14 protein-coding genes are annotated in these 12,752 nt (G+C 64.8%); 8 read left to right on the top strand and 6 right to left on the bottom strand.

Annotated elements, in window-relative coordinates:
• Positions 1–48 precede the first annotated feature (48 nt).
• From ABIA70_RS13180 to ABIA70_RS13165, 4 genes are all read right to left on the bottom strand, one after another.
• Positions 49–222, bottom strand: coding sequence for a hypothetical protein (locus ABIA70_RS13180; RefSeq protein ID WP_354148008.1), 174 nt, complete (start codon positions 220–222; stop codon positions 49–51).
• Between the two features lie 193 nt (positions 223–415).
• The gene (locus tag ABIA70_RS13175; protein WP_354148007.1) at positions 416–1,630 is read right to left on the bottom strand and encodes an acetyl-CoA acetyltransferase; all 1,215 of its coding nucleotides are present in this window, start codon (positions 1,628–1,630) and stop codon (positions 416–418) included.
• Positions 1,627–2,313 (bottom strand): CoA transferase subunit B, encoded by a 687-nt coding sequence (locus ABIA70_RS13170; protein ID WP_354148006.1) that lies wholly within the window; start codon positions 2,311–2,313, stop codon positions 1,627–1,629. Before ABIA70_RS13170 ends, ABIA70_RS13175 begins: the two co-directional genes overlap by 4 nt.
• A gap of 29 nt (positions 2,314–2,342) precedes the next feature.
• Positions 2,343–3,059: a CoA transferase subunit A gene (locus ABIA70_RS13165; RefSeq protein ID WP_354148005.1), complete on the bottom strand. Its 717-nt coding sequence runs from the start codon at positions 3,057–3,059 to the stop codon at positions 2,343–2,345.
• A gap of 184 nt (positions 3,060–3,243) precedes the next feature.
• Here ABIA70_RS13165 and ABIA70_RS13160 point away from each other — a divergent pair, with 184 nt between their 5' ends.
• The 3 genes from ABIA70_RS13160 to ABIA70_RS13150 all read left to right on the top strand — a co-directional run bounded on the left by ABIA70_RS13160 (position 3,244) and on the right by ABIA70_RS13150 (position 5,343).
• Positions 3,244–4,029, top strand: a complete 786-nt coding sequence (locus tag ABIA70_RS13160; RefSeq protein ID WP_354148004.1) for an IclR family transcriptional regulator — start codon at positions 3,244–3,246, stop codon at positions 4,027–4,029.
• Between the two features lie 92 nt (positions 4,030–4,121).
• The gene (locus ABIA70_RS13155; RefSeq protein WP_354148003.1) at positions 4,122–5,036 is read left to right on the top strand and encodes an NADP-dependent oxidoreductase; all 915 of its coding nucleotides are present in this window, start codon (positions 4,122–4,124) and stop codon (positions 5,034–5,036) included.
• A 16-nt stretch (positions 5,037–5,052) separates the two neighbouring features.
• On the top strand, positions 5,053–5,343 hold the full coding sequence (locus ABIA70_RS13150) for a hypothetical protein (RefSeq protein WP_354148002.1): 291 nt from the start codon (positions 5,053–5,055) through the stop codon (positions 5,341–5,343).
• Here ABIA70_RS13150 and nadE read toward each other — a convergent pair.
• Positions 5,315–6,136, bottom strand: coding sequence for an NAD(+) synthase (gene nadE / locus ABIA70_RS13145; RefSeq protein WP_354148001.1), 822 nt, complete (start codon positions 6,134–6,136; stop codon positions 5,315–5,317). The two genes, ABIA70_RS13150 and nadE, sit on opposite strands and share 29 nt — an antisense overlap.
• Positions 6,137–6,393: 257 nt before the next feature.
• Positions 6,394–7,410 (bottom strand): LacI family DNA-binding transcriptional regulator, encoded by a 1,017-nt coding sequence (locus ABIA70_RS13140; RefSeq protein WP_354148312.1) that lies wholly within the window; start codon positions 7,408–7,410, stop codon positions 6,394–6,396.
• Positions 7,411–7,630: 220 nt separating this feature from the next.
• On the opposite strand from ABIA70_RS13140, the gene ABIA70_RS13135 reads away from it, so the two are divergent.
• The 5 genes from ABIA70_RS13135 to ABIA70_RS13115 all read left to right on the top strand — a co-directional run bounded on the left by ABIA70_RS13135 (position 7,631) and on the right by ABIA70_RS13115 (position 12,738).
• Positions 7,631–8,488, top strand: a complete 858-nt coding sequence (locus tag ABIA70_RS13135) for a sugar phosphate isomerase/epimerase family protein (protein ID WP_354148000.1) — start codon at positions 7,631–7,633, stop codon at positions 8,486–8,488.
• On the top strand, positions 8,485–9,498 hold the full coding sequence (locus tag ABIA70_RS13130; protein ID WP_354147999.1) for a Gfo/Idh/MocA family protein: 1,014 nt from the start codon (positions 8,485–8,487) through the stop codon (positions 9,496–9,498). The genes ABIA70_RS13135 and ABIA70_RS13130 overlap by 4 nt, the downstream gene beginning before the upstream one ends.
• A gap of 79 nt (positions 9,499–9,577) precedes the next feature.
• Positions 9,578–10,447 (top strand): sugar phosphate isomerase/epimerase family protein, encoded by an 870-nt coding sequence (locus ABIA70_RS13125; RefSeq protein ID WP_354147998.1) that lies wholly within the window; start codon positions 9,578–9,580, stop codon positions 10,445–10,447.
• 30 nt (positions 10,448–10,477) lie between these two features.
• Positions 10,478–11,644 carry a Gfo/Idh/MocA family protein gene (locus ABIA70_RS13120; RefSeq protein ID WP_354147997.1) on the top strand — a complete coding sequence of 389 codons (1,167 nt, stop codon included), beginning with the start codon at positions 10,478–10,480 and terminating at the stop codon, positions 11,642–11,644.
• A 26-nt stretch (positions 11,645–11,670) separates the two neighbouring features.
• Positions 11,671–12,738: a LacI family DNA-binding transcriptional regulator gene (locus ABIA70_RS13115; RefSeq protein ID WP_354147996.1), complete on the top strand. Its 1,068-nt coding sequence runs from the start codon at positions 11,671–11,673 to the stop codon at positions 12,736–12,738.
• Positions 12,739–12,752 lie beyond the last annotated feature (14 nt).

Genomic DNA, 12,752 nt, shown 5'->3' with positions numbered 1-12,752 from the left:
CAGGCCCCGGAGGATCTCCGGGGCCTGCTCAGCGATTGTCGCGGCTGGTCAGTGCCTTTTCAGCATGCCGCGGATACGGTCGGCAAGGGTGCCGCCGGCCCGTCCTGTTGTGTGGGGGCGGCCCGCCGTGTTCATCCCGCCGGTGCGGCGCATCGTTCCGCCCGCCTTGGTCCCGTTGGTTGTCCGTCCCATGGCATTCCTGATGATGTTGCCCAAATTCATTGGAGCTCCTTCAGTCTGGTAAGCATGCCGATGTTTCATCAGCATGCTTACTACTCTAGCCGGGAAGGATGGACAGGGGTAGGTGGGCACCCAGCAACCCGACAATTCCCCCTCCCTCCACAACCAACGCGGGGTCAGATCCGGCCCAATAAAGCGTCCGGAACGGGCCGGATCTGACCCCGCGTTGGTTTTGTCAGACGGCTTCGAGGACGCTGACGTAGTTGGCGATTCCGACCCCGCCCATGTTCTGCACGGCCGCCCGGCGCGGATTGGCGAGCTGCATGCCGCCGGCGGTGCCGGTGAGCTGCATGGCCGCGATCACGTGCTGGGAGACGCCCGTGGCGCCGACGGGGTGGCCTTTGGCCTTGAGTCCGCCGGAGACGTTGACGGGCAGCTTGCCGTCCTTGAAGACCCAGCCTTCGTCCAATGCCCGGGCGCCGTGGCCGGGTTCGGTCAGGCCCATGGCCTCGTACATCAGCAGTTCGGCGATGGTGAAGCAGTCATGCACTTCGGCGAAGTCGAGGTCCCCGAGCCCGACGCCGGCCATCGCCAGTGCGCGCTGCCACGATACGCGGGTGGCGGCGAAGGCGGTGGGGTCCCGCCGTTCGGCGGGAAAGAAATCATTGGCATGGCCAAAACCGGCGAGCCGCACCGGCGAGGTGGCGGCCGACGACGACGGTGAGGTGGAAATTACGACGGCGGCGGCGCCGTCGGACACGGGGGAGCAGTCGGTGCGGCGCAGCGGGTCGGCCACCATCGGGTTTTTGTCTGAGACAGTGCGGCAGAAGTCCTCGCCGAGGTCTTTGCGGAGCTGCGCGTAGGGGTTGTCCACCCCGTTGCGGTGGTTTTTCGCCGCGATGGTGCCCAGGACGTCGCCAAGCTTCCCTGGACCCGATTGACCGTCACCGCGCCCGAAGCGCTTCTCGTAGTGCTTGGCGACGTCGGCGAACAGGCCGGTGAAGCCCGTAGTGGAGGTCTGGCCGGCCATGTCGTAGTCGGCGCCGAGCAGGGCCGCGCCCACGACGTCGGCGCCCGCGTGGGTCATCTTTTCTGCCCCGATCACCAGCACGGTCTTGGCGGTGCCGGCCAGAAGGGACTTGGTGCCCTGCTGGAAGGCAGCCGAACCGGAGGCGCAGGCATTCTCCACCCGGGTGGCGGCCACATTGGCCAGGTCCGGGGATACCTGCAGGGCAAGCGAGGACGGGAAGGCCAGCGGCATCATGCCGGAATTGAACTGGCCAAGATAGATCTCGTCGATCTGGCCGGCCTCGATCCCTGCGCTGCTGATGGCTTCGGTGGCCACCTGGACGATCAGCGATTCGAGCGTCTCGTCGGTGAGTTTGCCGAACCGGCTGTGTCCCCAGCCGGTAAGCAGGACATCCTTGCCGAACTGTTCCTTCAGGCTCATGCCGTGGCTCCTTCCAAAGCGGGCGTTGGTTCGTCGAGGCTGACCGTGAACGCAGCCTCGGTCTTCACGCGGAGTTCCTCCACCGTGACCCCCGGGGCCAGGCGCGTCAGCGTGAGCTGCCGCCCGCCGTCGTCCGCTTTAAGCAGGTCAAAGACCGCGAGGTCGCTGATGATCCGGTCCACGCAGCTCAGTCCCGTGAGCGGCAGGGTGCATTCGGTGACGATCTTGGCCGTGCCGTCCTTGGCGTTGTGCTCGGTCAGAACCACGACCCGCGGCGTTCCGGCAACGAGGTCCATTGCCCCGCCCATGCCCTTGACCATCTTCCCCGGGATGGTCCAGTTGGCGAGGTCACCGTTCCCGGAGACCTGCATGGCGCCGAGGATAGCCACCTTGACGTGTCCGCCGCGGATCATGCCGAAGGACGTGGCGGAATCGAAAATGCTGCCGCCGGGCAGGACCGTGACGGTCTGCTTGCCGGCGTTGATGAGGTCAGCGTCCTCCTCGCCCTCGTAGGGGAACGGGCCCATGCCGAGCAGGCCGTTTTCGCTCTGCAGCACAACGCGGACGCCGTCGGGCAGGTTGTTGGCCACCAGCGTGGGGATGCCGATGCCGAGGTTGACGTAGTCGCCGTCGTTCAGTTCTTCGGCCGCGATGGCAGCCATTTCATCCCTGGTCCAGGCCATGGGGTTCTCCTTAGTTAGATTCAGGGCGTTCAGGCGGAGGTGAGTTCGGCGCGGGGGCGGACCGTGCGCTGTTCGATGTCCTTGATCCGGCCGCTTGCCTGGACGAGCCGCTGGACGAAAACGCCCGGGGTGACGATGTGGTCCGGATCCAGCGCGCCCGGCTCCACAATGACTTCGGCCTCAGCGATGGTTACCGCGCCCGCAGTGGCCACCACCGGGTTGAAGTTCCGGGCCGTGTAGCGGTAAATGAGGTTCCCGTCGGTGTCCGCCGTGTGAGCGTGGACGAGCGCGACGTCGGCCCTGATGGCGCGCTCCTGCACGTACGTTTCGCCGTCGAACTCGGCGAGCGGCTTGCCTTCGGCAACGAGCGTCCCCACGCCGGTTTTGGTGTAGAACGCCGGGATGCCGGCGCCGCCGGCGCGGAGGCGTTCGGCGAGGGTGCCCTGCGGGGTGAATTCGACTTCCAGCCTGCCGGCAAGGTACTGCTCGGCGAAGAGTTTGTTCTCGCCCACATAGGACGCGATGACCTTCCGGACCTGCCCGGCCTCGATCAGGACACCAAGGCCCTTGCCGTCAACGCCCATGTTGTTGGACACGACGGTCAGGTTGCGTACGCCCGAATCGCGCACGGCCTCAATCAGGTCCGCCGGGATGCCGCTGAGGCCGAAACCGCCGACAGCAAGCGTCATGTCGTTCCGGAGCACGTCCGCCAAAGCAGTGGCGGCATCGGATTTCAGTTTGGACATTCCATCTCCTCATTGAGCATTCATTGTCGGCAGGTATCCACTTTGTGGACTTCGGGCCTGAACTGGGAGCGTACGTGGCCGTGTGAGAGCCTGTCAAGGCCACTATTTCCCTTTGAGAGACGCTCTTCTACACTGTGGACGGTAAGCTGATAACTGTCCACAATATGGATTTGGAGGAGCAAAAATGAGCCAACTTCCCGTCCAGGGCGCCCAAGTGGTCAGCCGGATCGCGTCGTTGCTGCGAATCGTCGGGCGCAGGGCCGAGGGTTCGTCCCTGGTGGAGCTGGTGCGCGAATCAGGCCTGACCCGGCCCACCGTTCACAGGCTCCTGACCTCGCTGGCGTCCGAGGGACTCCTGGACCATGACGCCGGGACAGGCAACTGGGTGCTGGGACCGGAAATCCTGCTGTTGGGGTCGGTGGCCTCCGCGCGGTTCCCGCTGGAGGACATTGCCCGGCCCAGCCTCCGCAGGCTCGCCGAGGAAACCGGCGAGAGCGCTTTCTTCTCCATCCGCCGCGGTTCCGAGACGGTATGCCTGTTGCGCGAGGAAGGCAGCTTTCCGGTCCGGTCCTTTGTGCTTCACGAAGGAGTCCGGTTCCCCTTGGGCGTCGCCTCTGCGGGAACAGCAATCATGGCCTTCCTGCCCGAAGCGGAGCAGGAACAGCTGCTGGACCAGTGGACAGACCATGCCGGGGCCTTCGCCGAAGGGCACACTGCGGACGTGGTCCGGGCCAGCCTCGCCAGGACCCGGCAGGCAGGCTATTCGGTAAATCCCGGCCTGGTGCTGGAAGGCAGCTGGGGGATGGGGGCCGCCGTCTTTGACCAGGCGGGCAGGCCGGCCTGGGCGCTTTCCCTGACCGGCATTGAACCGCGGTTCCGCGTTGAACGGCAGGAATTCCTGGGCCGGCTGCTGATGGAGGAAGCCCACCGGATCACCGTCCAGCTGGGGACCGGCAAAGACCTGTTGTGAAGCCCGGGCAGCGGCCCTACCCTAGCCGTAGGTCCGGACGCCGAGGAGCCGGGAGGGGCGCAGGCAATGGAGCCGGCAGTAAGGCAGCGGATATGAGCACGAGGATCTACTTCACCGGATACGGCGAGCCGACGGTTCTGCAGGTAGGCCCCGAGGAACTGGCACCTCCCGGTCCAGGGCAGGTGAGGGTGCAATTCCGGGCTGTCGGCGTCAATCCTGCGGACTGGAGATTGGTGACGGGCGTCCTGAAGGACTCTATGCCCCTGGAATTTCCGGCGGTTCCAGGCAGCGAGGCGGCGGGGGTGGTGACTGAGGTTGGGCCTGCTTTCGAGGGCTTTTCCGTTGGTGACGAGGTTATCTGGAATGGCTTGCCGGGCGCCTACCGGACGGAGGCGGTGCTCTCTGCGGACCAGCTGACTCCCGTCCCGGTGGGCGTCAGCCTGGAGCAGGCAGCCTGCATCCCGGTCGCGGGTGGCGCCGCGTTTTCGGCGCTGAAGCAGCTGGCAGTGGGCCCCGATGACGTTGTCCTGATCCACGCGGCCGCCGGCGGAGTGGGTTCCGCAGCCGTCCAGATCGCCCAGGCCTTCGGGGCAGGCGTGATCGGTACTGCCTCCGAGGACAACCAGGACTACCTGAGGGAACTGGGCGCCTTCCCTGTGACCTACGGCCCGGGCCTGGCCGAACGTATCCGGGCCGCAGCCCAGGATGCGGGGCCGGTCACCGCCGTACTGGACGCGGTGGGAACCGAGGAGTCGGTGGCGGCAACCGTCGGGCTGCTTTCCGACCGGAGCCGGGCTGTCACCACCGTGCCGGGCACACGCTCAGAGGAAGCCGGGATTGCCAGTGTCCAGCTTCAGGAAGGGCGGATCTGGGAGGCGGCCACCCTGGCGGCGGAAGGCCTGCTGACTTTCACGATCTCTGGGCGGTTCCCGCTGATCGAAGCCGCTGACGCGTTGGAGGCCAGCCGGACGGGCCATGTCCGCGGGAAGATCGTACTTTTTCCCTAGTCTGGAGCAGTGCGGGGTGGCCTACCTGCCGCAGCAGATCAATCGCCACTTCCAGCCGCTGGGAGAAGATGAAGGCAGAGGCAAAAACCCGGCGGTCAGCCCACGCCACCTCGGTGCGGTGGACGCGTTCCTCACACTCGCCGGCGGCATGAACGAGATCCCGGAACCGCAGAAAGAGGCCGACGGCGGCGGGCGGCTTCCCCGCAAGGTAAGAGCCGACGTCGTGGTTCATCAGCAGTGGCTGCCTGAAACGGGTTCCTGCCAGTCAAAAAGTGCTGCTACTTCCACCACGTGTCGAAGATGGTGACAGGGACGGTGCGCTTATGCCGGGTGCGCAGGTACTTTTCCTCGATCTTTTCAGCCACCTCGTCAGAGACCTCGCGGCCTTCGAGGTAATCGTCGATCTGGTCGTAGCTGAGGCCGAGCTCGTCCTCGTCCGTGCGTCCTGGCCTGTCATCGAGAAGATCGGCCGTGGGAACCTTGTCCCACACGCGGGCAGGGGCACCCAGTTCGGCCAGCAGGGCGCGGTTCTGCCGCTTGTTCAAGCCGAACAGCGGCAGGATGTCTGCGCCGCCGTCGCCGAACTTCGTAAAGAAACCGGTGACGGACTCTGCGCCGTGATCGGTACCGATCACCAGGTAATTGTGTTCGCCGGCCAAGGCGTATTGGGCGATCATCCTGGTGCGGGCCTTGGTGTTCCCCTTGTGGAAATCTGAAATCTCCGAGCCCACGGTCTTCTCGAATTCGTCCTCGAACCCGTCCACGGCAGCGGAAATGTTGAAGGTCCATTCCGTCTTGGCGCGGATGAAGTCCAGGGCCGCCTGGGCGTCGTCTTCGTCGTGCTGGATTCCGTAGGGGAGCCGGACAGCAACGAAGTTGGCCTCCACCCCTTCAGCCTCCAGTTCCTCCACTGCCAGCTGGGCGAGACGGCCCGCCAGTGATGAGTCCAGGCCGCCGGAGATCCCCAGGACGAAGCCCTTGGTGTGGGTCGCCTTCAGGTAATCCTTAAGGAACTCCACGCGTTTGCGGACCTCCCCGGCGGGATCGATCCGGGGCTGAACGCCCATTTCCTCAATGATGGTGGCCTGGAGTTCGCGCATGTGACCCAGCCTAGCCAGCACTGTCAATAACGCTCAACTGTGTCCGGCCGTGGAAATCCGGTGACGGCGCAGTCCGGCGGCAATGCTCTCTCACTGTCTTGAGAAAAGTGATAGAGCGTTGGCAAAAATGATGCATTAAGTGAGAGAGGGTTTGACTGTTGGGAGGCGAACTTCCGCACGCCGGCGAGCTCGGCTTCCAGGGCAACCCCGCCGGCGTTCGACGGCGGCCGGTGCGGTGCCGCAGGTCCGGGAACGGATCAGGGGGCTGCGTTGACCGGCCCTGTGGAGCCGCGGACCGTGAGGTGCGTGGGCATCAGGGACCGGCTGCGGCTGCCCCCACCGGCAAGGGGGTTCAGCTGTGCGAGCAGCATCGACACCGCCACCCGGCCGGCCTGTTCAATCGGGGAGGCCATGGTGGTCAGCGGGGGATTGCAGAAATCCGCCCCGAAGATGTCGTCGCAACCCACAACGCTCATATCTTCCGGAACCCGGATGCCGCGTTCACGAAGGCGCTGCAGCATCCCGATGGCGATCAGGTCGTTGAAGGCTATGCAGGCCGTGACGCCGGAGTGGACGGCAGCGTCAGCCGCGGCGGCGCCGGATTGTGTCTTGGGGGCGAACGGTCCCAGCCTGCGCACGTCCACGCCGCGATCCTCCGCGGCGGCCGCCAGGGCGTTCCAGCGCAACGTGCTGGACTGGGACGTGATGGGGCCGGCCATGTATGCGATGCGCGTATGGCCCAGGGAAATCAGGTGGTCCAAGGCCTGGCTGGTGGCCGAGGGCGTATCGATGACGACGGCGGGCACCCCGACGACGTCGCGGTTGATCGCGACGATGGGTACCTTCGCCGCGGCCGCCAGAAGTGCCTCATCGCTGAGCCTGGAGGCAGTGACGATGATGCCGTCCGCACTTTTGCGCAGCTGCTCCATGCTGCTGGCTTCCACCTCGTCCGATTCCTCGGTGTCGACGAGGAGCTGGGTGTAGCCCGCGGCCTTGAGCTGCAGCTGGGTGCCCCTGATGAGGTCAAAGTAGAACGGGTTGGTGATATCCGGCACGAGGACGCCCACCGCGCCGGTACGGCCCGAACTCAGGGCTTTTGCCTGGCTGTTCGGCGTGTAGTTCAGCTCGGCCGCGGCGGCTTCGATCCGGGCCCGGGTGCGGATGTTCACCCGCCCCGGAGTGGACAGTGCCCGCGAAACGGTGGACGCGGCCACTCCGCACAGGGCAGCGATGTCGTGGATGGTGGCAGGACGGTCGGTTCCGGCTGCTTGCATCGCCATGGCGTTCCTCTCTGAACGGGATGACATGGGGTATTGTGACCGTTTTCACAGCCTCGCAGATCCTAGATTGCCACAAGCTGTCAACATTTGGCAATCGGTTGTCATCGGGAAGCGGGATGACTAGACTTATTGAAGAACTTTTGTGAACTGAGTCACCCGCGCACCGGAGCGGCAATTAGGCTGCCCCGTCGCGGGCATAACCTAGGAGATTTCCGTGACCGAAACATCGAACGCAGCAAAAACCGTCTGGCCGCTCTCCGGATTCGGCGACGAAGTGGATCCCGACCCCGCCATCCAGGCCGCGGTCCTGCTGGCCCTCGGCGCCCGCCACATCGAGGTGCGGAGCGCCTGGGGCGTGAACGTCTCCGAACTGACGCCGGAACAGGTGGCAGAACTGAAAGCAATCCTGGACGCCAACGGGCTCAAGGTTTCGGCAGTGGCCAGCCCCATCGGCAAGGTGGACATCGGCCTTCCCGTGGACCACGAGGTGCAGCGCCTCCGCCAGATCATCTCCGTGGCCAAGGGGCTGGACGCCAAATACATCCGGATCTTCTCTTTCTACCCCGCCGAGGGCCAGGGCCCCGAAGACATTCGGGACGACGTCATGACGCGCATGCGGGCGCTGGCCGCTGAAGCCGAGGGCGCCGGCGTCGTACTCCTGCATGAGAACGAAAAGGGCATTTACGGCGATACCCCGCAGCGGGTCCTGGACATCATGGAATCCGTGGATTCCCCCGCCCTCCGCGTCGCCTGGGACAATGCCAACTTTGTCCAGGTGGGCGTCAGGCCGTACACCGACGGCTACGCCATGCTGCGCCCGTACCTCGAATACCTGCAGGTCAAGGACGCCGTCATGGCCACCGGCGCGGTGGTGCCCTCCGGCGAGGGGGACGGCGAGCTGGATGCCACCATCGCGGCCCTGAAGGCCGACGGCTACTCCGGCTTCGCCTCGCTGGAACCGCACCTCGCCAGTGCCTTTGAACTGGGCGGATTCTCCGGCCCGGTGGCGTTCGGCGTCGCGGCGCGGGCCTTCGCCTCACTCGCGGCGAAGAACGGAATCGAAATTTCGTGACCGGCCTTAAGGCCGCGGTCATCGGCTGCGGTGACGTGTCGACGGTTCATTTCGAGGCCATCGCAAAGCTCGACGGCGCGGACCTTGCGGCCGTGTGCGACGCCGATCCCGCACGCCTTGCGGCCGCCGTGGCCGCCTATGGCGTGCCCGGATTCCCTGACCATCTCAGCCTTCTCGACGCCGTGGGACCGGACGTTGTCCACATCACGACGCCGCACAACAAACATGCCTCCGTCGCTGCTGACTGCCTTGGGCGCGGCGTCAATGTGATTGTGGAAAAGCCGCTGGCCCACACGCTTCGGGAAGGCAGCCGGCTGGTGGAGGCGGCCAAGGCGAGCACCGCCAAAATCGCCGTCTGCTTCCAGAACCGCTACAACGCCACCTCGCAGGCCATGCATGCACTGCTGTCCACGGGTGAACTGGGCCCGGTGGTGGGGGCTTCGGCCACCGTTTTCTGGCACCGGGACGCGGACTACTACCGGAGCCGTCCCTGGCGCGGCACGTGGGAGGGCGGCGGCGGCGGGCTCATGATGAACCAGGCAATCCACACTGTTGACCTGTTGCAGTGGCTGGTGGGAGATGTGGTCTCCGTGTCCGGAAACGCATCCACCAGGTTCCTGGGCGACACCATTGAAGTGGAGGACACCGCGGAATTTGTTGCGGTGCATGCGAACGGTGCCCGCAGCGCTTTTTATGCCACCCTCGCCAACGCCGTGAATGCGCCCGTCACCCTGGACATCGTCGCGGAAAAGGCCACCCTGAGCCTGCGCGGGGACCTCACCGTAACCTATGCGGACGGGAGGGTGGACGTAGTACCCGAACGTGTAGTGGAGTCCGGCGGGCGGGCGTACTGGGGCGTTTCGCACGAGTTGCTCATCAGCGATTTCTACTCCCGGCTCGGCGAGTCCGGTCCCTTCTGGATTGATGCGGAAGAGGGACAAAAGTCATTGCGGACGGTGAAGGAGATCTACCGGCAGAGCTATCCTGACGCGGTTGACAGGGTTTCGTGAACGTCATCAGGCTCCCCGAATAGCAAAAAGGCAACCGGCTTTACAAACTCAACAGCAACCACAATGAAGGGCTAAACAAATGGCCAATCCAGCCAAAATCGGCGTACAGGCAATGATGCTGAAGGACAGCTTCGCCGAAGCCGGGGCGTTCGAGACGCTCCGCAGGGTCAGCGACATCGGCTACAACGCCGTCGAGATTTCCCAGATCCCGATGACGCCGGAGAACGTGGCTGAACTGGACCGTTCCCGCACCGAGCTCGGCATGGACATCGCGGCACTTTCCGTGATGCTCGAAAAGCCGGCCGGCCGTCCGGGTGATTCGCTGCGGGACGATTTCGAGAAGGTCGTTACCGACGCCAAGCGCCTGGATTCGAAGCTGCTGCGCATCGGCATGCTGCCGTTTCCCGCAATGAAGTCCATCGATGCGGTAATCGACTTCGCCAAGGAAACCAACGGGTATGCCGAGCGCCTGCAGGAACACGGGATCAGCCTGTATTACCACAACCACCACATCGAATTCGCGAAGTTCGACGGCAAATACATGCTGGACATCATCGCGGAGAATTCCCCGGCCATGGGGATGGAAATCGACGTTCACTGGGTCCAGCGCGGCGGCCTCGATCCGGTCCGCACCATCGAAAAGTACGCCGACCGCACTGCCATGATCCACCTGAAGGACTACCGGATCGGCACCATGCCCGAAGCCGCCTTCGAAATGATGGGCAGCGGAGACTTTGCCGGCTTCATGCAGGAATTCAAGAACGTGGTCCAGTTCGCCGAAGTGGGCGAGGGGAACCTCGACTTCCCGGCCATCATTGCCGCCTCGGAAGCAGCAGGAGCAGAGTACATGCTCGTGGAGCAGGACGAACTCTATGGCCGCACCGTATGGGAAGCACTGCAGACCTCCCATGACAACCTCGTCGCCATGGGGTTCTCCGACCGCTTCTGAACAGCACCCAAACGAAAAGGATAAACAACTGTGAGCAAGAAAGTACGACTCGGCATCATCGGCCTGGGCCAGCAGGGCGGCGCCTACGCCAAGTTCATCACCGACGGGCTGGTCCCCAACATGGAGATCGGCGCCATCTGCGACGTCGATCCCGCCAAGAAGGAACTCGCGTCTGCAACCTACCCCGACGTCCCCTTCTATGAGGACTACATCACCATGCTGGAAAGCGGCGACGTCGACGCCGTAGTGACCTGCGTCCCGCACTTCCTGCACCCCGAAATGGGCATCGAGACGCTCAGGCGGAACATCCATGCGCTGGTGGAGAAGCCCGCCGGCGTCTACACCAAGCAGGTCAAGGAACTTAACGAGTTCGCTGCCGGCAAGCCGGAACTCACCTTTGGCATCATGTTCAACCAGCGCAACAACCCGCTGTACCAAAAGCTCAAGGAGATTGTCGATAACGGCGAGATCGGCAAGATCCGCCGCAGCAACTGGATCATCACCAACTGGTGGCGTCCCCAGGGCTACTACAACTCCAGCGAGTGGCGCGCCACCTGGGGCGGCGAGGGCGGCGGCGTCCTGGTCAACCAGGCACCGCACCAGCTGGACCTGTGGCAGTGGATCTGCGGCGTGCCCAAGTCCGTGTACTCCAAGGTTGCCTACGGCTTCCGCCGGGACATCGCCGTCGAGGACGAAGTGACGGCACTGGTGGATTACGGCGACGGCGTCACCGGCGTCTTCGTTACCGCCACGCACGACCTGACCGGCACGGACCGTTTCGAGATCCTGGGCGACCAGGGAAAGATCGTGGTGGAAGGCAGCAAAACGGCCACTGTCACCCGCCTGGTCAAACCCGAGCGGGAACTCAGCGATGGCATGGACATGGACGATGTCCGGAAGCTCTTCATGGGTGAGCTGAAGCCTGAGCAGTACTACACCAGCGAGGTCATCGAGTTCGAGTCCGCCTGGGGGAGCCAGCACTCAGGGGTCCTGGAAAACTTCGCCGCCAACATCCTGGACGGCACCCCGCTGCTTGCCCCGGGCTCTGACGGCATCAACGGCGTCCGCCTGGCCAACGCCATCCACCTTTCCAGCTGGACGGGCAAGGAAGTAGGACTGGACTTCAACGAGGACGAGTTCCTGGCCGAACTTAATAAGCGGATCTCCGAAGAGGGCAAGTTCCCCCAGCGTTCCTGACCCGCTTTCCTCGCTAGGATGGGGCGGTGACTGAACACACGGTGCCACACGCCGCCCCATCTTCCGGTCCGGACAAGAAGCCCGGCCGTGCCGGCAAGTCCCATGCGACGATCTACGACATCGCCAAGGTGGCCGGCGTCAATCCCTCCACGGTTTCCCGGGCCCTCAGTAAGCCGGGCCGGGTCAGCGCCAAGACGCAGAAGCTGATTGAGGAAGCCGCAGCGGGCCTGGACTACCAGGTCAACCCGTTTGCCCGCGCCCTTCCCACCGGCAGGACCAACACGTTCGGGCTGATCGTCGCGGACATCACAAACCCGACATTTTTCGACATCATCCGCGGCGCCGAGACCACTGCAACGGGCCGGGATTACACCCTGGTCCTCGCCGAGTCCGCGGAATCCCCGGCAACCGAACTGACGGCCGCCCGCAGGCTCATGGCCACAGTGGACGGCCTGATCCTGGCGAGCCCGCGCATGGACGATGACAACATCCGTGCCCTGGCACTGGCCAAACCCGTGGTGGTCATCAACCGTGAAGTCGAGGGCATTCCCTGCGTGGTCCCGGACGTCAACAAGGGAATCGGCGAGGCGGTCCGCAGCATGGCCGCCAACGGACACAAGAAGGTTGCGTACGTCGCCGGGCCGCCGCAATCGTGGATGTCGGAGCGGCGCTGGGAAGGCCTGCAGGCCGCCTGTGAATGGTCCCGGCTGGAGGCCGTGCGGCTGGAATCGGCCAAGCCAACGGTCGACGGCGGCCGCCAGACGGCGCGGGACGTCCGCGCCAGCGGTGCCACGGCGGTCCTGACCTACAACGACCTCCTGGCCATCGGGCTGATGCAGGAGCTCCAGGCCGCCGGAATCCTGGTGCCGGACCAGGTCAGCATCGTGGGCTTCGATGATATCTTCGGGGCCGACTTTACGACGCCGCCGCTCACCACCGTGCGCTCGCCCCTGGGGGAGTGCGGCGAGGCGGCCGCTACCCGCCTCCTGGACCTCCTGGGCGGGAGCGGGGACCCCGCCGGCACCCTGCGCGTGGAGACGGAACTGGTGCTGCGCGGATCCAGCGGAAGAATCATGCCCAACGGCAGGTCCTGACTGGCCGCTCCCGC

The organism is Arthrobacter sp. 754 (genome assembly GCF_040548695.1).
Classification (GTDB): domain Bacteria; phylum Actinomycetota; class Actinomycetes; order Actinomycetales; family Micrococcaceae; genus Arthrobacter.
The sequence above is the reverse complement of the archived record's forward strand: the minus strand, read 5'-3'. Positions and strand labels throughout refer to the sequence as shown.

Excerpts from the sequence above, each read along its gene's own strand:
- ABIA70_RS13180 (WP_354148008.1), bottom strand. The coding sequence starts at position 222 with ATGAATTTGGGCAACATCATCAGGAATGCCATGGGACGGACAACCAAC.
- ABIA70_RS13175 (WP_354148007.1), bottom strand. The coding sequence starts at position 1,630 with ATGAGCCTGAAGGAACAGTTCGGCAAGGATGTCCTGCTTACCGGCTGG.
- ABIA70_RS13170 (WP_354148006.1), bottom strand. The coding sequence starts at position 2,313 with ATGGCCTGGACCAGGGATGAAATGGCTGCCATCGCGGCCGAAGAACTG.
- ABIA70_RS13165 (WP_354148005.1), bottom strand. The coding sequence starts at position 3,059 with ATGTCCAAACTGAAATCCGATGCCGCCACTGCTTTGGCGGACGTGCTC.
- ABIA70_RS13160 (WP_354148004.1), top strand. The coding sequence starts at position 3,244 with ATGAGCCAACTTCCCGTCCAGGGCGCCCAAGTGGTCAGCCGGATCGCG.
- ABIA70_RS13155 (WP_354148003.1), top strand. The coding sequence starts at position 4,122 with ATGAGCACGAGGATCTACTTCACCGGATACGGCGAGCCGACGGTTCTG.
- nadE (WP_354148001.1), bottom strand. The coding sequence starts at position 6,136 with ATGCGCGAACTCCAGGCCACCATCATTGAGGAAATGGGCGTTCAGCCC.
- ABIA70_RS13140 (WP_354148312.1), bottom strand. The coding sequence starts at position 7,410 with ATGCAAGCAGCCGGAACCGACCGTCCTGCCACCATCCACGACATCGCT.
- ABIA70_RS13125 (WP_354147998.1), top strand. The coding sequence starts at position 9,578 with ATGGCCAATCCAGCCAAAATCGGCGTACAGGCAATGATGCTGAAGGAC.